Annotated in this window: 19 protein-coding genes and 1 riboswitch; of the genes, 8 read left to right on the top strand and 11 right to left on the bottom strand. The window is 73.6% G+C overall.

Annotation, left to right across the window (positions count from 1 at the left end):
* The first annotated feature begins 118 nt into the window (after positions 1-118).
* On the top strand, positions 119-2,158 hold the full coding sequence (locus tag ACZ6KF_RS21945) for a HelD family protein (protein ID WP_469239698.1): 2,040 nt from the start codon (positions 119-121) through the stop codon (positions 2,156-2,158).
* Here the strand turns inward: ACZ6KF_RS21945 and ACZ6KF_RS21940 are convergent.
* Positions 2,121-2,897: a copper homeostasis protein CutC gene (locus ACZ6KF_RS21940; RefSeq protein ID WP_469239696.1), complete on the bottom strand. Its 777-nt coding sequence runs from the start codon at positions 2,895-2,897 to the stop codon at positions 2,121-2,123. The two genes, ACZ6KF_RS21945 and ACZ6KF_RS21940, sit on opposite strands and share 38 nt — an antisense overlap.
* A 121-nt stretch (positions 2,898-3,018) precedes the next feature.
* The gene (locus ACZ6KF_RS21935) at positions 3,019-3,699 is read right to left on the bottom strand and encodes a maleylpyruvate isomerase family mycothiol-dependent enzyme (protein ID WP_356629656.1); all 681 of its coding nucleotides are present in this window, start codon (positions 3,697-3,699) and stop codon (positions 3,019-3,021) included.
* Between the two features lie 63 nt (positions 3,700-3,762).
* Between ACZ6KF_RS21935 and ACZ6KF_RS21930 the strand changes: the two genes are divergently transcribed.
* Both ACZ6KF_RS21930 and ACZ6KF_RS21925 read left to right on the top strand, forming a co-directional pair.
* Entirely contained in the window at positions 3,763-4,407 is a 645-nt protein-coding gene (locus ACZ6KF_RS21930) for an HD domain-containing protein (RefSeq protein WP_469239694.1), read from the top strand.
* Between the two features lie 28 nt (positions 4,408-4,435).
* Entirely contained in the window at positions 4,436-5,533 is a 1,098-nt protein-coding gene (locus ACZ6KF_RS21925; protein ID WP_469239692.1) for a GNAT family N-acetyltransferase, read from the top strand.
* Between the two features lie 39 nt (positions 5,534-5,572).
* Here ACZ6KF_RS21925 and ACZ6KF_RS21920 read toward each other — a convergent pair whose 3' ends face one another.
* Both ACZ6KF_RS21920 and ACZ6KF_RS21915 read right to left on the bottom strand, forming a co-directional pair.
* Entirely contained in the window at positions 5,573-5,839 is a 267-nt protein-coding gene (locus tag ACZ6KF_RS21920) for a DUF4031 domain-containing protein (RefSeq protein ID WP_356629650.1), read from the bottom strand.
* A complete protein-coding gene (locus tag ACZ6KF_RS21915) occupies positions 5,836-6,216 on the bottom strand; it encodes a hypothetical protein (RefSeq protein WP_356629648.1) in 381 nt (126 codons plus the stop codon). Before ACZ6KF_RS21915 ends, ACZ6KF_RS21920 begins: the two co-directional genes overlap by 4 nt.
* 55 nt (positions 6,217-6,271) lie before the next feature.
* Between ACZ6KF_RS21915 and ACZ6KF_RS21910 the strand changes: the two genes are divergently transcribed.
* The 3 genes from ACZ6KF_RS21910 to ACZ6KF_RS21900 all read left to right on the top strand — a co-directional run bounded on the left by ACZ6KF_RS21910 (position 6,272) and on the right by ACZ6KF_RS21900 (position 9,150).
* Positions 6,272-7,198 carry a MurR/RpiR family transcriptional regulator gene (locus ACZ6KF_RS21910; protein WP_469178272.1) on the top strand — a complete coding sequence of 309 codons (927 nt, stop codon included), beginning with the start codon at positions 6,272-6,274 and terminating at the stop codon, positions 7,196-7,198.
* Positions 7,199-7,309: 111 nt separating this feature from the next.
* Entirely contained in the window at positions 7,310-8,245 is a 936-nt protein-coding gene (gene murQ, locus ACZ6KF_RS21905) for an N-acetylmuramic acid 6-phosphate etherase (protein ID WP_469239690.1), read from the top strand.
* Between the two features lie 335 nt (positions 8,246-8,580).
* Positions 8,581-9,150 carry a hypothetical protein gene (locus ACZ6KF_RS21900; protein ID WP_469239688.1) on the top strand — a complete coding sequence of 190 codons (570 nt, stop codon included), beginning with the start codon at positions 8,581-8,583 and terminating at the stop codon, positions 9,148-9,150.
* A gap of 10 nt (positions 9,151-9,160) precedes the next feature.
* On the opposite strand, the gene ACZ6KF_RS21895 is transcribed toward ACZ6KF_RS21900, so the two are convergent.
* From ACZ6KF_RS21895 to thrC, 5 genes are all read right to left on the bottom strand, one after another.
* Positions 9,161-10,288 carry an NADH:flavin oxidoreductase gene (locus tag ACZ6KF_RS21895; RefSeq protein WP_469158621.1) on the bottom strand — a complete coding sequence of 376 codons (1,128 nt, stop codon included), beginning with the start codon at positions 10,286-10,288 and terminating at the stop codon, positions 9,161-9,163.
* 217 nt (positions 10,289-10,505) lie between these two features.
* Positions 10,506-12,128, bottom strand: a complete 1,623-nt coding sequence (gene groL, locus ACZ6KF_RS21890) for a chaperonin GroEL (RefSeq protein WP_356629638.1) — start codon at positions 12,126-12,128, stop codon at positions 10,506-10,508.
* Between the two features lie 460 nt (positions 12,129-12,588).
* Entirely contained in the window at positions 12,589-12,792 is a 204-nt protein-coding gene (locus tag ACZ6KF_RS21885) for a cold-shock protein (RefSeq protein ID WP_004986573.1), read from the bottom strand.
* A gap of 408 nt (positions 12,793-13,200) precedes the next feature.
* Complete coding sequence (locus tag ACZ6KF_RS21880) at positions 13,201-13,476, bottom strand: ubiquitin-like small modifier protein 1 (RefSeq protein WP_356629636.1); 276 nt, start codon at positions 13,474-13,476, stop codon at positions 13,201-13,203.
* Between the two features lie 67 nt (positions 13,477-13,543).
* Complete coding sequence (thrC, locus tag ACZ6KF_RS21875; protein WP_356629634.1) at positions 13,544-14,833, bottom strand: threonine synthase; 1,290 nt, start codon at positions 14,831-14,833, stop codon at positions 13,544-13,546.
* 18 nt (positions 14,834-14,851) lie between these two features.
* A riboswitch (SAM riboswitch) is annotated at positions 14,852-15,007 on the bottom strand.
* 182 nt (positions 15,008-15,189) lie between these two features.
* On the opposite strand from thrC, the gene ACZ6KF_RS21870 reads away from it, so the two are divergent.
* Positions 15,190-16,134 (top strand): glucosyl-3-phosphoglycerate synthase, encoded by a 945-nt coding sequence (locus ACZ6KF_RS21870; protein ID WP_356629632.1) that lies wholly within the window; start codon positions 15,190-15,192, stop codon positions 16,132-16,134.
* A gap of 199 nt (positions 16,135-16,333) precedes the next feature.
* A complete protein-coding gene (locus tag ACZ6KF_RS21865) occupies positions 16,334-17,734 on the top strand; it encodes an alpha,alpha-trehalose-phosphate synthase (UDP-forming) (RefSeq protein ID WP_356629630.1) in 1,401 nt (466 codons plus the stop codon).
* Between the two features lie 490 nt (positions 17,735-18,224).
* Here the strand turns inward: ACZ6KF_RS21865 and otsB are convergent, their stop codons facing one another.
* Positions 18,225-19,082, bottom strand: coding sequence for a trehalose-phosphatase (otsB, locus tag ACZ6KF_RS21860; protein ID WP_356629628.1), 858 nt, complete (start codon positions 19,080-19,082; stop codon positions 18,225-18,227).
* Between the two features lie 44 nt (positions 19,083-19,126).
* Positions 19,127-19,360: a DUF3263 domain-containing protein gene (locus ACZ6KF_RS21855; protein ID WP_356629626.1), complete on the bottom strand. Its 234-nt coding sequence runs from the start codon at positions 19,358-19,360 to the stop codon at positions 19,127-19,129.
* Positions 19,361-19,366: the final 6 nt, after the last annotated feature.

Below are 19,366 nucleotides of genomic sequence, written 5' to 3'. Positions count from 1 at the left end.
CCCGCCTCCCACTCGCGGAGTGCCGCCGTCCGGACGGAAACCGGACGGCCGTCGCCCGGACCGAACCGGACGGCATCCCGACGCACACCCACCCAGCAGGTCCTCCGGAGGCACCGCCTTGTCCACGCCCGCCGACGATCCCCTCTCCCGCGAGCGCTCCCACCTCGCCGCCTCCCGTGCCGCGCTGCGGGCCATGCGCGAGGACGTCGAGTCGCTCGACATCAGCGACGTGACCGCGAACTGGGTCAACGCCCGGATCCTCGAACGCCAGATCGATGAGCGGATCAAGGCCCTCGCCGACCTCAGCGACACGCCGCTGTTCTTCGGCCGGCTCGACTACCTGCACGCACCCGGGGCGGAACGGGCGGAGGGCGCCGAGGGGGAACGCTTCTACATCGGGCGGCGGCACGTGCACGACGCCGACGGCGACCCCATGGTCATCGACTGGCGCGCGCCGGTCTCGCAGCCGTTCTACCGGGCGTCGAAGAAGGACCCGATGGACGTCGCCCTGCGCCGCCGCTTCGGCTACACCGGCGGGCAGCTCACCGCGTACGAGGACGAGCACCTGTCGGACCCGGCGGAGGCGGCGCGGACCAGCAGGCTGCTCCAGCAGGAGATCGAGCGCCCGCGCGTCGGCCCGATGCGGGACATCGTGGCGACGATCCAGCCCGAGCAGGACGAGATCGTGCGGTCCGGGCTGGGCGGCACGGTGTGCGTGCAGGGCGGACCCGGCACCGGGAAGACGGCGGTCGGCCTGCACCGGGTCGCGTATCTGCTCTACGCCCACCGGGAGCGGCTCGCCCGCACCGGGACGCTGGTCATCGGGCCGAACCGGTCCTTCCTCCACTACATCGAGCAGGTGCTGCCCGCGCTCGGCGAGTTGACGGTGCGTCAGGCGACGGTGGACGACCTCGTGGCGCACGTCGAGGTGAGCGGCGCGGACGACGCTGCGGCGGCGGTCGTCAAGGGCGACGCCCGGATGGCCGAGGTGCTGCGGCGGGCGCTGTACGCGCACGTCACGCCGCCCACCGAGCCGGTGGTCGTGGTGCGCGGGTCACGGCGCTGGCGGGTGCCGGCGTACGAACTGGAGGAGATCGTCCGGGAGCTGCTGGACCGCGGGATCCGCTACGGCGCGGCCCGGGAGGCGCTGCCGCAGCGGATCGCGCACGCCGTGCTCGTGCAGATGGAGCGGGCCGGGGAGGCCCCCGACGACCGGGTGCAGGACGCGGTGGCCCGCAACAACGCCGTGAAGGCGGCGGTGAAGGCCGTGTGGCCGCCGGTCGACCCGGCGAAGCTGGTGCTGCGGCTGCTCACCGACGCGGACTTCCTCGCCGAGCACGCCGACGCGGTCCTCACCCCCGAGGAGCAGAAGACGATCCTGTGGGCGAAGCCCGTCCGCTCGGTGAAGTCGGCCAAGTGGTCGGCGGCGGACGCGGTGCTCATCGACGAGGCCGCCGACCTGGTCGAGCGCACGCCCTCGCTGGGCCATGTCGTCCTGGACGAGGCGCAGGACCTGTCCCCGATGCAGTACCGCGCGGTGGGCCGGCGCTGCACCACCGGTTCCGCCACCGTCCTCGGCGACCTGGCGCAGGGCACCACGCCCTGGGCGACCCGCAGTTGGGAGGAGGCGCTGGCGCACCTGGGCAAGGACGACGCCGTGATCGAGGAGCTGACGGCCGGTTTCCGCGTCCCGTCCGACGTCATCGCCTACGCCTCCCGGCTGCTGCCGCACATCGCGCCGGGTCTGACGCCGGTGGCGTCGGTGCGGGAGAACCCGGGCGCGTTCGAGGTGCGGCGGGTCGGCGGGGACACGGAGGTGGTGGCCGCGTGCGCCGAGTCGCTGCGCCACGAGGGGTCGATCGGCCTGATCGCCGCCGACGCCCGGGTGCCCGCGCTCGCCGGGGCGCTCACGGCCGCGGGCCTGGCCTTCCTCGGGCCGGGCGAGGAGACGACCCGCGAGACCCGGCTGACGCTGGTCCCGGCATCGCTGGCGAAGGGCCTGGAGTACGACTACGTGGTGCTGGACGAGCCGCGGGCGATCGTGGACGGCGAGCCGGACGAGCGGACGGGCCTGCGCCGCCTGTACGTGGCGCTGACCCGGGCCGTGTCCGGCCTGACGGTCACGTACTCGGCGCCGCTGCCGGAGCAGTTGGGGTGACCCCGGCTCCGACCGCCCACCCCTGATCCTCCCCGGCCGAGGCCGGCACGACCGAGTCCAGCGCGTACCGCCACTCGGCGACCGCCACCTCGGACACCGGCCCCGTCCAGCCCTCGGGCCGGGCGGCGCCGCCGATGTGGAAGGCGTCGATCCCGGCGGCGAGCAGGGCCGGCACATGGTCGAGCCGCAGCCCGCCGCCGACCAGGATCCGCGGCTCGTAGCCGCGCTCGCCGCCCCGCGCGGCCTCCGCGCACAGGACCGGCAGCCCGTCGTCCACGCCGGTGGCCGAGCCGGCGGTGAGGTAGGCGTCGAGGCCGGGCAGCCCGTCGAGCGCCCTGCGCAGCGCGTCCCGGTCGGCGGCACGGTCGATGGCCCGGTGGAAGGTCCACCGGCAGCCGTCGAGCACGTCCACCACCCGCTCCACGGCGTCCAGGTCCACCTGCCCGGCGGCGTCGAGGAAGCCGAGGACGAACTCCTCGGCCCCGGCGTCCCGCATCCGCCCGGCGGTGCCGACCAGCCGGTCGACGTCCCCGGCGGCGAAGCCGTCCGCGAGCCGCAGCATCACGCGCACCGGGATGTCGACGGCGGCGCGGATCTCGCCGACGGTCCCGGCCGACGGGGTGAGCCCGTCCGCCGCCATGTCGGTGACCAGCTCCAGCCGGTCCGCGCCTCCGGCCTGGGCGGCGACGGCGTCCTCGGCGTCGAGGGCGATCACCTCCAGGACTGCACGCTTGCTCATGGGACCCCATTCGTCGACGGCTACAGGTCTAGTCCACTTGAACCAATTGAAGACTACGCCCGTGCCCGACGCCACTCCTTCGAAGGCCCCCGCGCCGCTCGTGCGGGGAGCCCGGGACGACTCAGTCGAAAATGTCCAGCTCGTCCTCCGTCACCCCGGCCAGTTCGTACGACGCCCCCGCCGCCGGCGCACGTCCCGCGTACAGCCGCATCAGGGTCGGGGCGTCGCCGATGTAGCGGGCCGGCGGGCGGTCGCCGGCGAAGTCGCCGAGCCGCAGGGGCTCGTCCAGGTCGTCCAGGTCGGCGTGGAGCGGCGGCCGCTTCTCCTGCCGGGTCACGTACGCGAGCAGCGCCAGCGCCTCCGGCAGCGGCCGGCCGCCGTACGCCCCCGGCGCCCCGAGCGCCTCGCGCACGTCGCCGCCGTGCACCCACTCGCCCAGCGCCAGCTTGTCCAGCAGCCCGTCGGAGGCGGCGATCACCGGCCCGGCCCCGGTCATCCCGCGCTCCAGCTCGTCGACGACCCGGGCGTTGCTCCAGTCGCCTCGCTCGGCGATGTCCCGCTCGTTGGCGGCGGGCGAGAACACATCGGCCTCGTAACGGCTCTCCACCACCCGCGTCAGCGCGGCGGAGCAGTGCGCCAGCACATCGCGCACCGACCACCCCGGACAGGCGGCGACCGGCAGCGCGAACTCCCCCTCCGCCCGCTCCCGCAGCAGGGGCACCAACTCGTCCCGTTCGAGGATCAGCAGCCGCCCGGGCAGCTCCGGGTCCCGTACGTCGTACACATCGGCAGGTGTCGTCATGACGTTCACGCTAGAGGGAAGGCGCGGCCCGCCGGGAGGACGCGGGGCCGGGACAATGGGCGCATGGCCGATCCCGACGCCCTGCGCACCCGCTTCGCCGCCGCCCTGGAGGCCGCCCGCTCCCCGGCGGACGGCCCCGACCCGGCCCCGTACGCCGACAACCTGCTCGCCCGCTGGCAGGAGCCCCAGCGCCGGTACCACACGCTCACGCACCTGGCCGCGGTGCTCGACCGCGTCGACACGCTGGCCGAGTACGCCGACGATCCGGACCTGGTGCGGCTGGCCGCCTGGTTCCACGACGCGGTGTATCTGCCCGACCGCTCGGAGAACGAGGAGCGGTCCGCGCGGCTCGCCGAACGCGCCCTCGCGGAGGCCGGGCTGGCCGAGGCGAAGACCGCCGAGGTGGCCCGGCTGGTGCGGCTCACCGCCGGGCACGCCCCGGCCGACGGGGACCGCAACGGCGTGGTGCTGTGCGACGCCGACCTGGCGATCCTCGCCGCGCCGCCGTCGGCCTACGCCGCCTACACCGCGGCCGTGCGCGAGGAGTACGGCTTCGTCCCGTCCGACGCCTTCCGCGCGGGCCGGGCCGAGGTCCTGCGCCAACTCCTCGCCCTCCCGAGGCTGTTCCGCACCCCCTACGGCGCCGCCCACTGGGAGGCGACGGCCCGCTACAACGTCGGAGCCGAGCTGGAAATGCTGTCGTCGTGACGGTGCGGCGTCGCCTAGCCTGCGCTGCATGAGCGATGCGGGCGGGGATCTGGTGGAGCAGGCCGTCGCGGGCGCCGTCGCGGCGCTGGGCGCGGCGGTGGAGCGGGACGACTGGGAGCGGGTGCGGGCGGGCTCGCTGGAGTGGGACTGCCGCAGGACGGCCACCCATGTGGCGAGCTGTCTGCTCGCCTACGCGGGCCAGTTGGCCGGGCGCGCGCAGGACTCCTACGTACCCTTCAAGATCACCCTCGACGGCTCCGCCGGCTTCGACCCCGCCGACAACCGGGGCGTCCTCCACGTCATCGAGACCACCGGGACCCTGCTCGCCGCCACCGTGCGCACCACGCCCCGCGCTGTGCGCGCCTTCCACCCGTACCCGTTCCGCAGCGCCAACCGCACCGGCTTCGCCGCGATGGGCGTCGCCGAGGTGCTGCTGCACACCCACGACCTCACCGAGGGCCTCGGCCTGTCCTACGCGCCGCGCGCGGAACTCGCCGCCTTCGTGCTCGGCACGATCTTCCCCGAGGTCCGGCCCGGCCCCGACCCCTGGCGGACCCTGCTGTGGGCCACCGGCCGGGGCGAGCTGCCCGGGCGGCCCCGGGTCACCGAGTGGCGCTGGCAGAACAACATGGTCCTGCCCGCCTCGCAGCGCCTCACGCTGGAGGGCGTCACCCCGGCCGCCGCGGCCGACCTCGCCGCGGGCGGCGACGGCGGCTTCGACTGGCTCGGCGGCGGCCCCTTCGACGGCACGCGCGAGGCCGCCGGGATGACGGTGGCGGCGTACGAGGCGGGCGTGCACCGCGCCGAGTTCGGCCTCTTCGCCGTCGTGCGCCGCGAGGACGACCGCGCGATCGGCGGCATCGGCTTCCACGGCTCCCCCGACGAGGACGGCCGTACCGAGATCGGCTACGACCTCACCGAACCGGCCCGCGGACAGGGCTACGCCACGGAGGCGCTGCGCACGCTGGCGGACTGGGCGCTGGCGCGCGACGACGTGCGGTCGCTGTTCGCCACCGTGGAGCGGGACAACCCGGCCTCGCGGCACGTCCTGGCACGCGCCGGGTTCACGCGGGTGAGCGAGGCGTACGGCGACGAGAAGCTGGTGGCGTACGAACTGCGCGGCTGACGCGCCCCACGGCCCGACCGCGCCCCACGGGGACCCGGCTCAGCCCGCGTCGTGCTTACGGCGCCGCAGTCCCGCCCCGAGCAGCAGCCGCACCACCTCGCGGCTGCCGACCTCCACCGCGCCCGCCCGCACCGCGTCACGGTAGCGGTGCGAGGGGATGTCGTAGTGGTCCCGCTCGAAGGCGCGGCGCGGGACGCCGAGGCGCGCGGCGAAGGCGTGGAGTTCGTCGTACGAGACGTCGCTGATCAGGTGGGACCACATGCGGCCGTGGCCGGGCCAGGTCGGCGGGTCGATGTACACCGTCACGAGGAGGGCGCCCCGCCGCAGGCGCCGAGCCCTCCGATCGCCGCGACCTTCACGCCCGCCTTGTGGCACACCCAGTGCGGGTCGGGGCCCAGCTCCGGCTCGACGTCGAGCGCGTGCGGCTCGCCGGAGCCGCACACCGGGCACAGGGGCCAGCGGCCGTGGCGGTCCAGCAGGGCGTCCTGCACGTCCTGGGCGACCAGCCCGGCCACGAAGGCGGCGCCCTCCGGCCACTGCTCCACCCACCAACGCCGCTGCGCGACGGACTCCTCGACCAGGGAGACGACGTCCGCCTGCGCGACCCGGCCCGCCACGAGGTCGGCGAGCACCAGGGCGCGCGCGGCGTGCAGCGCCTGCTCCAGGGGGCTGATGGGGTCCATGCACCCATTGTGCGCACTCTTGACCACGACACCGAACCGAAAATACCTTTCAGAGGTGACCCGGAACGTGAAGGAAACTTTCCGCCGGGCGCCGGTGTCCCCCGTCGGCGCCCCGCCCGCGCCGGCCGCCCTCGCCGCCAAGGTCCGCACCCTCGCCCCGTCGATGACCCGCTCCATGCAGCGCGTCGCCGAGGCCCTCGCGGGCGACCCGGCGGGCTGCGCCGCCCTCACCGTCACCGGCCTCGCCGAGCGCACGGGCACCAGCGAGGCCACCGTCGTACGCACCGCCCGCCTCCTCGGCTACCCCGGCTACCGCGATCTGCGCCTCGCCCTCGCCGGCCTCGCAGCCCAGCAGCAGTCCGGCCGCGCGCCCGCCATCACGACCGACATCGCGGTGGACGACCCCATCGCCGACGTCGTCGCCAAGCTCGCCCTCGACGAGCAGCAGACCCTCGCCGACACCGCCGCCGGCCTCGACACCGCCCAGCTCGGCGCCGCCGTCGCCGCGGTGGCCACCGCCCGCCGCACCGACGTGTACGGCATCGGGGCGTCGGGACTGGTCGCCCAGGACCTGACGCAGAAGCTGCTGCGCATAGGGCTGATGGCGCACGCGCCCGGCGATCCGCACCTCGCGGTGACGAACGCGGTGCAGCTGCGCGCCGGGGACGTCGCCGTCGCGATCACCCACTCCGGGTCGACCGGGGACGTCATCGAGCCGCTGCGGGTCGCCTTCGAGCGCGGGGCGACGACCGTCGCGGTCACCGGCCGGCCCGACTCCGCGGTGACGCAGTACGCCGACCTGGTGCTGACGACGTCCACGGCCCGCGAGAGCGAGCTGCGGCCCGCGGCGATGTCCTCGCGGACCAGCCAACTGCTGGTGGTGGACTGCCTGTTCGTGGGGGTGGCGCAGCGGACCTACGAGACGGCGGGGCCGGCGCTGTCCGCGTCGTACGAGGCACTGGCCCACCGGCATCGCAGGTAGGCGGGACGTCCTGCGTCGCAGGCGGACAGGACATCCGGCTCGCAGGCAGGACATCCGCCGTCGCAGGCGGTTCATGCCGTACCCACCCGCACCGAACAGGAACCGACGTCCATGACCCCCACACCCGAATCGCCCGGCCTGCGGGCCCAGTTGGCGAGCCTGCCGACCGAGGCCTTCCGGCCCGAACTGGCGGAGATCGACCGGCTGTCCACCCTGGAGATCGCCACGCTGATGAACGGCGAGGACGCCGGCGTCCCCGCCGCCGTCGCCCGGGAGCTGCCCCGGATCGCCGCCGCCGTCGACGCCGTCGCCGAGCGCATGGCCCGCGGCGGACGGCTCGTCTACGCCGGCGCCGGCACCGCCGGGCGGCTCGGGGTGCTGGACGCCTCCGAGTGCCCGCCCACCTTCAACACCGACCCGGCGCAGGTCGTGGGCCTCGTCGCGGGCGGCAGGGACGCGCTGGTCACGTCCGTCGAGGGCGCCGAGGACTCGGCCGAGCTGGCCCGGCGCGACCTGGACGCCCTCGGGCTGACCTCCGGGGACGCGGTGGTCGGCGTGTCCGCGTCCGGCCGTACGCCCTACGCCGTCTGCGCGGTGGAGCACGCCCGCGCGCACGGCGCCCTGACCGTGGGGCTGGCCTGCAATCCGGGCAGCGCCCTCGCCGCGGCCGCCGAGCACGGGATCGAGGTCGTCGTCGGGCCCGAGCTGATCACCGGGTCCACCCGGCTGAAGGCGGGCACGGCGCAGAAGCTGGTGCTCAACATGATCTCGACGATCACGATGATCCGGCTGGGCAAGACGTACGGGAACCTGATGGTCGACGTGCGCGCCTCCAACGACAAGCTGCGCGCCCGCTCCCGCCGGATCGTCGCCCTGGCCACCGGCGCGGGCGACGACGAGATCGAGGCGGCCCTCGCGGCGACGGGCGGCGAGGTCAAGGACGCCATCCTGACGATCCTCGGCCAGGTGGACGCCCCGACGGCGGCACGGCTGCTGGCGGAGTCGGGGGGCCGACTGCGCGAGGCGCTGGTGGCGGCAGCCCACTGACACACCGGCCGAACACCACACGGCCACCGGGCGAACTCCGGCGACCGACTGCGCGAGCCGCTGGAGACGGCAGCCCACTGACACACCGGCCGAACACCACACGGCCACCGGGCGAACTCCGGCGACCGACTGCGCGAGGCGCTGGAGACGGCAGCCCGCTGACACACCGGCCGAACACCACACGGCCACCGACCGACTGCCCTGGAGGGTTCGGGCGGCGGCCCCCTGCCACACGGCCGAACGCCCCGACGGCCGCGCGACGCGGCTGCCGACGCAATCCCACCGCCACCGCGCGCGGCACGGCCCCCGCGCCCCCCGCTGAGACACTGGACGGCATGAACCACGCCCACGTCACCGCTCTCGGCCGTGCCCTCCGGCTGCTCGGGGAACACGGCGAGGCCCTCGGCGCCGACACGCCGGACGCCAAGCTGCACGAGATCAAGGCGGACCTCAAGCGCGCGCTGGAGCTGCTGGAGGAGAGCGCCGGCGCGCAGGCCCCGGCCACCCGCTGCCCCGAGCATCCGTACGGGCCCGTGGACGAGAGCGCGCCCGACCTGTGCCTGCTGTGCGAGACGCGGCGGCGGGCGGCCCGCCGGGCCGAGTTCAACGGCCCCGCCGCGCCCGCCGGCCCCGCCGCCACCGCGCCGTCGCGGTACGGGGTGCGCGGCGACCGTCCGCAGCCCCAGCAGCGCTGGCTGCCGGAGCTGTGGAACGGGCAGGAGTGGCAGCTGTGCGGGACCCCGCGCCGGGACCGGCGCGAGGCCGAGCTGTATCTGGCCGCCCAGCGGCGCGGCTCGCGGCCCGCCATGGCGTACCGGCTGGTGCACGAGTTCACCGACTACGAGGTGCTCCGCGTGTGGGGCACCCCGGTGCGGGTGGACATCGAGCCGATGGGCAACCTGTAGGCCGCCGCGGTCAGCTCAGGGTGCGCAGGGACGCGGCGTCGTACGGGGCCAGCTCATCGAAGCGGCCGGCGAGCACCTTCTCGGCCCACTGCGGGTCCTGGAGCAGGGCGCGGCCGACGGCGACCAGGTCGAACTCGTCGCGCTCAAAGCGGTCGAGGAGGTTGTCGAGGCTGCCCAGCGCGGCGCCCTCGCCCTGGAACGCCTTGATGAAGTCGCCGTCGAGGCCCACCGAGCCGACGGTGATGGCGGGCTTGCCGGTGAGCTTCTTGGTCCAGCCGGCGAGGTTGAGGTCGGAGCCGTCGAACTCGGGGAGCCAGTAGCGGCGGGTGGAGGCGTGGAAGGCGTCGACGCCGGCGGCGGCGAGCGGGGTGAGGACGGCCTCCAGCTGCTCGGGGGTGTCGGCGAGCCTGGCGTCGTAGGCCCCCGACTTCCACTGCGAGTAGCGGAAGATCACCGGGAAGCCGGGCGAAACGGAGGCGCGGACGGCGGCCACGATCTCGGCGGCGAACCGGGTGCGGGCGACGGGGTCGCCGCCGTAGGCGTCGGTGCGGCGGTTGGTGAACTCCCACAGGAACTGGTCGATGAGGTAGCCGTGGGCGCCGTGCAGTTCGACGCCGTCGAAGCCGATCCGCTCGGCCGCCGCGGCGGCCTCGGCGAAGGCGGCGATCACGTCGTCCAGGTCCTGGCGCGTCATCTCCCGGCCGTCGCCCGCGGTGCCGTCCAGGCGCAGCCCGGAGGGGCCGACGGGGGACGCCTCGGGGAACGGCGGGCGGCCCGGCTTGCGGACCATGCCGATGTGCCACAGCTGCGGCACGATCGTCCCGCCGGCCGCGTGCACGGCGTCGGCGACCTTCGTCCAGCCCGCCAGCTGCTCGGCCCCGTGGAACCGCGGCACCCGGCTGCTCTCCCCGGCCGAGTCGTGGCCGACGTACGTGCCCTCGGTGACGATGAGCCCGACGCCGGCGGCGGCACGGCGGGCGTAGTACGACACCACGTCCTCGCCGGGGACGCCGCCCGGGGAGAACTGACGGGTCATCGGCGCCATGACGATGCGGTTCGGCACCGTGAGGCCGTTGATCGACACGGGGCGGGAGAGGATCTCGGCCGCGCGGGAGGCGGCGGGCGGGGAGACGGTCACTCGGGGGCTCCTAGGGATCGGATACCGATCAGTATGTGCATGTGCAACAAGCGGTGTCCAGATCGCATTCCCGGGAGCCGCGGATCCCGTTCCCGGGAGCCGGAGAACGCGGACGGACCCGCACCCGGCCGCCGCGGAAACGCCCGTGGGCGGCACCCCCCGTCGTACGGGGAGTGCCGCCCACGGCACGGAAGGACGGTACCGATCCTCGGAAGGATCAGAAGTCCATGTCACCGCCCGGCATGCCGCCGCCGGCCGGCGCGGCGGCCTTCTCCGGCTTGTCGGCGATGACGGCCTCGGTGGTGAGGAACAGCGCGGCGATGGAGGCGGCGTTCTGCAGCGCGGAACGGGTCACCTTCGCCGGGTCGATGATGCCTTCGGCGACCAGGTCGACGTACTCACCGGTCGCGGCGTTCAGGCCGTGGCCCGGGGTGAGGTTGCGGACCTTCTCCACCACGACGCCGCCCTCGAGGCCGGCGTTGACGGCGATCTGCTTCAGCGGGGCCTCGAGCGCCAGCTTGACGGCGGCGGCACCGGTGGCCTCGTCGCCCTCGAGCTCCAGCTTCTCGAACACCTGGGAGGCCTGGAGCAGGGCCACGCCACCACCGGCGACGATGCCCTCCTCGACGGCCGCCTTGGCGTTGCGCACGGCGTCCTCGATGCGGTGCTTGCGCTCCTTGAGCTCCACCTCGGTGGCGGCGCCGGCCTTGATGACCGCGACACCGCCGGCGAGCTTCGCCAGGCGCTCCTGCAGCTTCTCGCGGTCGTAGTCCGAGTCGCTGTTCTCGATCTCGGCGCGGATCTGGTTCACGCGGCCCTGGACCTGCTCCGCGGAGCCGGCGCCGTCCACGATGGTGGTCTCGTCCTTGGTGATGACGACCTTGCGGGCGCGGCCCAGGAGGTCCAGGGTCGCGTTCTCCAGCTTGAGGCCGACCTCCTCGGAGATGACCTCGCCGCCCGTGAGGATGGCGATGTCGCCGAGCATGGCCTTGCGGCGGTCGCCGAAGCCCGGGGCCTTGACGGCGACGGACTTGAAGGTGCCGCGGATCTTGTTGACGACCAGGGTCGACAGGGCCTCGCCCTCGACGTCCTCGGCGATGATCAGCAGCGGCTTGCCCGACTGCATGACCTTCTCCAGGAGCGGAAGCAGGTCCTTGACGTTGGAGATCTTGGAGTTGGCGATGAGGATGTAGGGGTCCTCGAGCGAGGCCTCCATCCGCTCCATGTCGGTGGCGAAGTACGCCGAGATGTAGCCCTTGTCGAAGCGCATGCCCTCGGTGAGCTCGAGCTCCAGACCGAAGGTCTGCGACTCCTCGACCGTGATGACGCCTTCCTTGCCGACCTTGTCCATCGCCTCGGCGATCAGCTCGCCGATCTGGGTGTCGGCGGCGGAGATGGAGGCCGTGGAGGCGATCTGCTCCTTGGTCTCGACCTCCTTGGCCTGGTCGAGCAGGGCGGCGGAGACGGCCTCGACGGCCTTCTCGATGCCGCGCTTCAGGGCCATCGGGTTGGCGCCGGCCGCGACGTTGCGCAGACCCTCGCGCACCAGGGCCTGGGCCAGCACGGTCGCCGTGGTCGTACCGTCGCCGGCGACGTCGTCCGTCTTCTTGGCGACTTCCTTGACCAGCTCGGCGCCGATCTTCTCGTACGGGTCCTCGAGCTCGATCTCCTTGGCGATGGAGACACCATCGTTGGTGATCGTGGGGGCGCCCCACTTCTTCTCGAGGACGACGTTGCGGCCCTTGGGGCCGAGCGTCACCTTCACGGCGTCCGCGAGCTGGTTCATGCCGCGCTCGAGGCCGCGCCGCGCCTCCTCGTCGAACGCGATGATCTTGGCCATGTGAAGTGGTCCCTCCAGGACTGGGGGTGATTCCTTCGGACCGCGCCCGCGCCCGCGACGGACGGCTCGCCGGCCCGTGGTTCCTTGCCCCACCTGGCCCGCGGGCCTCACCGACCCGGTCCTTCTTTGTCACTCTCACCTTCAGAGTGCTAACGCCAATGATTAGCACTCGGGTGTGGTGAGTGCAAGCGCCTCCCGGCATCCGGCCACCCGGAGGCGTGGGTCCGGACAGCCGGAAGCGCGGGTCCCGACCGCCGGAAGCGGCGGATCCGCGGACGGCCGAAGGCGACGGACCCGAAGGCCGAAGGCGACGGACCCGGAGGCCGGAGGCGGACCCGGAGGCCGGAGGCGCGGGCCCGGACAGCCGGGGACGCGGGCCCGGACAGCCGAAGGGCCCGCACCCCTGGGGATGCGGGCCCTTCGGAGAAAGACCTTCGCCTGCGGTGGTCGGTCGCGCGTTTCAGGCAGTGACGCGGACCATGTCGGCCTGCGGGCCCTTCTGACCCTGCGAGATCTCGAACTCGACTCGCTGGCCCTCTTCGAGGGTCCGGTACCCGTCCATCTGGATCGCGCTGTAGTGGACGAAGACGTCCGCACCACCGTCGACCGCGATGAAGCCGTACCCCTTCTCCGCGTTGAACCACTTGACGGTGCCCTGAGCCATGCCTAACTCCCCTATTACTGGCCCTTGCACAGATCCACACTTCGCGGACCCGGGTCAGACCTCACCCCCCAATGGCTGGGGGCGTGCGCCGGAACGCGTCGACCGCGGCCGAATGTATCTGTCCAACTGCCGTCTGCAACAGGTCAGTCGGACGAGAAATCTGGGCGCGAGCGGTCGGGAATTTACGGAAAATCCGCCAGACTTCAGGGCAAGCCGGACCGCGGAAAAGGCCAGGATGGCCGAAAAGGATCGCACACTTTGGCTACTTCTCGACGGAAGCGCAGCGTTCCACATATGCGCCCGGCAAGGTGAAAGGGGGCGCGTTCCCCAACTCTACCGTGCTCAATCACATTGAATGGCCCCCTCCGCTTCTCTTGGGGAGGGGGCCATTCAACGGACGTCCGGTGTTCAGCCGCCGGCGACGGCGGGGATGATCGACACTCCCGCGCCGTCCGGGGTGGCGGTGTCCAGACCCTGTTCAAAACGGACGTCGTCGTCGTTGACGTACACGTTGACGAAGCGGCGCAGCTTGCCCTGGTCGTCCAGGACGCGGGCGGCGATGCCCGTGTGGTTCTTCTCCAGGTCGGCGATGACCTCGCCGAGGGTGGCCCCCTCGGCGGCGACCTCGGCCTTCCCGCCCGTGTAGGTGCGCAGGATGGTGGGGATGCGGACGGTGACGCTCATGGCTCGGTGACCTCCGGTCGGGGTGGCTGGCGTACGCGGATGCGGAAGGGGGCGGCGGACCGGCGGATCAGGCGAGGCCGGCCGCGCGGAACGACTCCAGGCTCGGCCGGATGGTCGCGGTGAGCCCCGTCCCCGCCACGGCGTCCAGCGTCTTGAGACCGTCGCCCGTGTTGAGGACGACCGTGGTCTTCGCCGGGTCCAGCACGCCGTTCTCGATCAGCTTGCGGGTCACGCCCACCGTCACGCCGCCGGCCGTCTCCGCGAAGATGCCCTCGGTGCGGGCCAGCAGCCTGATGGCGTCCACGATCTGCTCGTCCGTGACGTCCTCCACGGCGCCGCCCGTGCGGCGGGCGATGTCGAGGACGTAGGGCCCGTCGGCCGGGTTGCCGATGGCGAGGGACTTGGCGATGGTGTCGGGCTTCTGCGGCCGGACGACGTCGTGCCCGGCCTTGTACGCGGTGGACACCGGCGAGCAGCCCTCGGCCTGGGCGCCGAAGATCTTGTACGGCCGGTCCTCGACCAGACCGAGCTTGATCAGTTCCTGCAGCCCCTTGTCGATCTTGGTGAGCTGGGAGCCGGAGGCGATCGGCACCACGATCTGGTCCGGCAGCCGCCAGCCGAGCTGCTCGCAGATCTCGTACGCGAGGGTCTTGGACCCCTCCGCGTAGTACGGCCGCAGGTTGACGTTGACGAAGCCCCAGCCCTCGCCGGCCGGGTCGCCGATCAGCTCGGAGCAGAAGCGGTTGACGTCGTCGTAGTTGCCCTCGATGCCGACCAGCTCGCCGCCGTAGACGGCGGCCATGACGACCTTGCCCTGCTCCAGGTCGTGCGGGATGAACACGCAGGAGCGCAGGCCGGCCCGGGCGGCGGCGGCGCCGACCGCGCCGGCCAGGTTGCCGGTGGAGGAGCAGGACAGGGTGGTGAAGCCGAAGGCCCGGGCGGCCTCCAGGGCCTGGGCGACGACCCGGTCCTTGAAGGAGTGGGTCGGGTTGCCGGAGTCGTCCTTGACGTACAGACCGCCGGTCACGCCGAGTTCGCGGGCGAGGTTGTCGGCCTGGACGAGCTTGGTCCAGCCGGGGTTCAGGTTGGGCTTGTCCGCCACGTCGGCCGGGACGGGCAGCAGGGGCGCGTAGCGCCAGATGTTCGCGGGTCCCGCCTCGATGCGCCGCCGCAGTTCCTCGGTGTCGTAGGCCGAGAAGTCGTACGCGATCTCCAGCGGGCCGAAACACTCCTCGCAGGCGAAGACCGGTCCGAGGGGTACGCGGTGACCGCACTCGCGGCAGGAGAGCGCCGCGGCGGGACCCAGGTCCACGGAGGCGGCGGAATCGGTGGTGCTTGCAACGGTCTGCACAGCCATGTGAGGCGAGGCCCTTTCTCCTCATCTTCCTCACGACGCATCTCGCCGTGAGACGGATTTGGCACCTTCCCTAGCCGGGAGCCTCGCGGAAACGATCAACACTGATCTACGAGACCGGCTGGAGGGTTGCCGGGGCTTCATCGGGCCGTATCCCTCTGCCCCTCTGGATGAGCTGTATGTGGTTGTCGGCATGGCGACCCCCGACATGCGATGGTCACCAGCGTTGTTCAAGACTGTAACCGAAGGCCAGGACAGTTGAGATAGTCGTCCGAAGCGCGAGATGGATCACATGCCGGTCGGAACGTCCGGACATGTGCTCCCCCGCTCGCCGAGAGAACGCGAAGGAGCCGCAGGCTGTGCTGGAAGAAGTCGAGCGCTGGCTGAACACCCGCTCCTGGTCCGCGACCGATCGCCCGCTGCACAAGATCCTGGCCGCCAAGCGTGCCACGGGCCAGTCGGTCAGCGTCGTGCTGCCCGCCCTCAACGAGGAGGAGACGGTCGGCGACATCGTCGCCGTGATCCGGCACGACCTGATGCACCAGGTCCCGCTCGTCGACGAGATCGTCGTCGTCGACTCGGGCTCCACCGACCGCACCTCCGAGGTGGCCGCCGCCGCGGGCGCCCGGGTGGTGCACCGCGACGAGATCCTCCCGCGCCTCCCCGCCGTGCCCGGCAAGGGCGAGGTGCTGTGGCGCTCCCTGCTGGTGACCGACGGGGACATCGTCTGCTTCATCGACGCGGACCTGCGGGAGTTCTCGTCGGACTTCGTCTCCGGGATCGTCGGCCCGCTGCTGACCGACCCGGACGTCGACCTCGTCAAGGGGATGTACGACCGCCCGCTGGGCGGCGCGGCGGGGCAGGGCGGCCGGGTGACCGAGCTGATGGCACGCCCGCTGCTCAACATGCACTGGCCGCAGCTGGCGGGCTTCGTGCAGCCGCTGGGCGGCGAGTACGCGGCCCGCCGCTCGCTGCTGGAACAGCTGCCCTTCCCCGTCGGGTACGGCGTGGAGCTGGGCATGCTGGTCGACGCCCTGCACCTGGTGGGGCTCGACGCGCTGGCCCAGGTGGACATCGGGGTGCGCAAGCACCGGCACCAGGACGGGCAGGCGCTCGGCCGGATGGCCGCGGCGATCTACCGCACCGCGCAGCTGAGGCTGGCGCGCGGGCATCTGATCCGGCCCGCCATCACCCAGTTCGAGCGGGGGTCGGAGGGGTTCGAGCCGCGCACGTACTCGGTGGACACGGAGGAGCGTCCGCCGATGGTGGAGATCGCGGAGTACGCGCGGCGCAGGGTGGCGTGAGGCGGCCGGGCGCGGGCCGGACGGGAGCGGAAGGGTCCGGACGAGAGGTCGGACGAGGAGCCGGACGGCGGGCCGCGCGGAGGGTCGCGCGGCCGGTCGTCCGCCGTCGCACGGCCGGTCGTATACGGCACGCGATCCGGCCGCCGAACTGCTGGAACCGTACGTTTGAGCGGTTGGGGGGCGGGCTAGGTTGAGGCTTATGGCTTCGACGTACGGTGCTGCACAGGTCCTGCTCGCCTCCAACCGGGGGCCGGTCTCCTACACGGTCGGCGAGGACGGTTCGCTGAACGCCCGCAGGGGCGGTGGCGGCCTGGTCTCCGGGCTGTCGGCGATCGGTCCGGACGCGGGCGCGCTGTGGGTGTGCTCGGCCCTGAGCGACGGGGACCGCGAGGCGGTGCGGCGCGGGGTGGGCGAGTCCGGGGTGCGGATGCTGGACATCCCGGGGGACGTGCACGCGGACGCGTACAACGGCGTCGCGAACTCGGTGCTGTGGTTCGTGCACCACATGCTCTACCAGACGCCGGTGGAGCCGGTGTTCGACGCGGAGTTCCGGCGCCAGTGGGCGTCGTACGTCACGTACAACGAGGCGTTCGCGCGGGCGCTGGCCGAGGAAGCGGCCGAGGGCGCGGCGGTGCTGGTGCAGGACTACCACCTCACGCTCGTGCCGGGGCTGCTGCGCGAGCTGCGCCCGGACCTGCGGATCGGCCACTTCTCGCACACGCCGTGGGCGCCGCCGGAGTACTTCCGGATGCTGCCGGACGACGTGGCCGGGCAGGTGCTGCGCGGGATGCTGGGCGCGGACCGGCTGGGTTTCCTCACCCGCCGCTGGGCGGAGGCGTTCACGGCGTGCTGCGAGGCGTTCGCCGGGGGCCTCGGCGGGACGCGCGTGGGCGTGCACGGCCTGGGAGCGGACGCGGACTTCCTGCGCCGGCGCTCGCGCGAGGCGGACGTCGAGGAGCGCATGGAGTCGCTGCGCGCGGAGATCGGCGAGGGCCGCCGGGCGATCGTCCGCGTGGACCGCACGGAACTCTCCAAGAACATCGTCCGCGGCCTGCTGGCCTACCGCCGGCTCCTGGAGGACCGCCCCGAGTGGCACGAGCGGGTGGTGCACGTCGCGTTCGCCTACCCGTCGCGGCAGGACCTCGCGGTGTACCGCGACTACACGGCGGAGGTGCAGCGCCTGGCCGCGGAGATCAACGACCAGTACGGCACGCCGGGCTGGACGCCGGTGGTCCTCCACGTCAAGGACGACTTCGCCCGCTCCCTGGCCGCGTACCGCCTGGCCGACGTGGCCCTGGTGAACCCGATCCGGGACGGCATGAACCTGGTCGCCAAGGAGGTCCCGGTCGTCTCGGACGACGGCTGCGCCCTGGTCCTGTCCCGCGAGGCGGGCGCCTACGAGGAACTGGGCGAGGACGCGCTGGTCGTCAACCCCTACGACGTCACCGCCACGGCCGAGGCCCTCCACGCGGCCCTGACGATGCCCGCCGCCGAGCGGGCCGACCGCACCAAGCGCCTCGCCGCGGCGGCGACGGCCCTCCCCCCGGCCCAGTGGTTCCTGGACCAGCTGAACGCCCTGCGGGGGGACGGGGCGGCCTGAGCACCCGGTGGGGCCTCGGCTTCCGGGACGGTGGATCGGATCGGTGAGGGCGGCGGCCTGAGCGGAACGGCCGCCCGCAGAGCCTCGGCCACCGGGCCCAACGGCTCCGCCGCGCCCGTTCGCCGACCGGCGCGACCCCGCCGCCGGACCGGCGATCGCGCCACACGGCGGGGCCGTGCAGCCGGCGGTGCACGGCCCGCCCGGGCCGCGGACCGCCCGGGCCCCTGCTCGTCCCGGCCGACCACCCGGCGCGACGGACGAGGTCGCACCAGCCACACGGGCCGCACCGCGGCCCGTTCGCAGCCGGGCGGCCGACGGCGCTCGCCGACCGGCACACGCCGGCCGCGGACGGACGGTGGTCACAGGGAAGGCCGCTGCGGCGGCCGGCCCCGCGGACCGAGCCGTCGGCGGCCGGCGGCCCACCGCGGTGCCGGGACCCCGCGCGACCGGTCCGGTACCGCCACGCGTCCGCGCCCCCGAGGGGGAGGGCTCAGCCCAGCCGTGCCGCCAACGCCCCCAGCAGGCCCACCACGCCCTCCGGGCCGTCGACCACCAGGTCCGCGCGTTCGCGCAGTTCCGTGACCTCGTCGCTGCCGCTGCAGACCAGGACGCCGGGGACGCCCTCGCCGCGGAGTTTGTCGACCGCGGCGAAGGCCGGGAGGTCGCCGAGGTCGTCGCCGGCGTAGAGGACCGACTCGGCGCCCGTGTCGCGGAGGTACTCCGAGAGGGCGACGCCCTTGTCGACGCCCGGGGGGCGCAGTTCGAGGACCATGCGGCCGGGTTCGACGATCAGGCCGTGGCGGGTGGCGAGGTCGGCGAGCGGCTCGCGCAGGGCCTCGAAGGCGGCCTGCGGGTCGGCGGCGCGGCGGGTGTGGACGGCGAGCGCGCGGCCCTTCTCCTCCACCCAGGTGCCCTGCCAGGCGCCGACCCCGTCGAGGACGCCGGGCAGTTCGGCCCGGACGGCGGCGACGCCGGGGTGCGGGGCGGGCGCGCTGACCTCGCCGCTGACGGCGTCCCAGCGTTCGGCGCCGTAGTGGCCGAGGACGACGAGGTGCTCCAGGCCGGGAACGCCCGCGAAGCCGCCGTAGCGCACGGCGACGCCGGCCGGGCGGCCGGTGATCACCGCGACGGCGGCGACCTCGGGGGCGAGGGCGGCGAGCGCGGACACCGCGCCGGGGTGCGCGCGGGCCTGTTCGGGGTCCGGCACGATCGGGGCGAGCGTCCCGTCGAAGTCGAGGGCGATCACCGCCTTGCCGGGCCGTGCGAGCAGGGCGTCGAGCCCGTCGCGGCCGGCCGGGGTCGAGGGGGTCGGCAGAGGGGGGTGGGGTTCGGTCTCGTGGCTGCCCATACGGGGACCATATCCACGCCGCCCGGCCTCAAGCAGCCCGGCCGCTACCGCTCGGCCCGCCGCCGGTCCCGTATCCGCCGCAGCCGGTTGACCGTGACCGGGTCGTGCGCCAGCGCGCGCGGGTCGTCCAGCAGCGCGTTGAGCAGCTGGTAGTACCGCACCGGCGCGAGGCCCAGCTCCTCGCGTATCGCGCGCTCCTTCGCGCCGGGCCCCGCGAACCCCCGCCGCTCCAGCCCGAGGATGTCCTGTTCCCGACGTCCGAGGCTCTCCTGGTCCATACAGGG

The organism is Streptomyces sp. NPDC046379, assembly GCF_055587785.1.
Note: the sequence above shows the minus strand (reverse complement) of the source record. Positions and strands in the feature narration are given on the sequence as shown.

Excerpts from the sequence above, each read along its gene's own strand:
- ACZ6KF_RS21940 (WP_469239696.1), bottom strand. The coding sequence starts at position 2,897 with ATGAGCAAGCGTGCAGTCCTGGAGGTGATCGCCCTCGACGCCGAGGAC.
- ACZ6KF_RS21935 (WP_356629656.1), bottom strand. The coding sequence starts at position 3,699 with ATGACGACACCTGCCGATGTGTACGACGTACGGGACCCGGAGCTGCCC.
- ACZ6KF_RS21930 (WP_469239694.1), top strand. The coding sequence starts at position 3,763 with ATGGCCGATCCCGACGCCCTGCGCACCCGCTTCGCCGCCGCCCTGGAG.
- ACZ6KF_RS21925 (WP_469239692.1), top strand. The coding sequence starts at position 4,436 with ATGAGCGATGCGGGCGGGGATCTGGTGGAGCAGGCCGTCGCGGGCGCC.
- ACZ6KF_RS21915 (WP_356629648.1), bottom strand. The coding sequence starts at position 6,216 with ATGGACCCCATCAGCCCCCTGGAGCAGGCGCTGCACGCCGCGCGCGCC.
- murQ (WP_469239690.1), top strand. The coding sequence starts at position 7,310 with ATGACCCCCACACCCGAATCGCCCGGCCTGCGGGCCCAGTTGGCGAGC.
- ACZ6KF_RS21900 (WP_469239688.1), top strand. The coding sequence starts at position 8,581 with ATGAACCACGCCCACGTCACCGCTCTCGGCCGTGCCCTCCGGCTGCTC.
- groL (WP_356629638.1), bottom strand. The coding sequence starts at position 12,128 with ATGGCCAAGATCATCGCGTTCGACGAGGAGGCGCGGCGCGGCCTCGAG.
- ACZ6KF_RS21885 (WP_004986573.1), bottom strand. The coding sequence starts at position 12,792 with ATGGCTCAGGGCACCGTCAAGTGGTTCAACGCGGAGAAGGGGTACGGC.
- ACZ6KF_RS21880 (WP_356629636.1), bottom strand. The coding sequence starts at position 13,476 with ATGAGCGTCACCGTCCGCATCCCCACCATCCTGCGCACCTACACGGGC.
- thrC (WP_356629634.1), bottom strand. The coding sequence starts at position 14,833 with ATGGCTGTGCAGACCGTTGCAAGCACCACCGATTCCGCCGCCTCCGTG.
- ACZ6KF_RS21865 (WP_356629630.1), top strand. The coding sequence starts at position 16,334 with ATGGCTTCGACGTACGGTGCTGCACAGGTCCTGCTCGCCTCCAACCGG.
- otsB (WP_356629628.1), bottom strand. The coding sequence starts at position 19,082 with ATGGGCAGCCACGAGACCGAACCCCACCCCCCTCTGCCGACCCCCTCG.
- ACZ6KF_RS21855 (WP_356629626.1), bottom strand. The coding sequence starts at position 19,360 with ATGGACCAGGAGAGCCTCGGACGTCGGGAACAGGACATCCTCGGGCTG.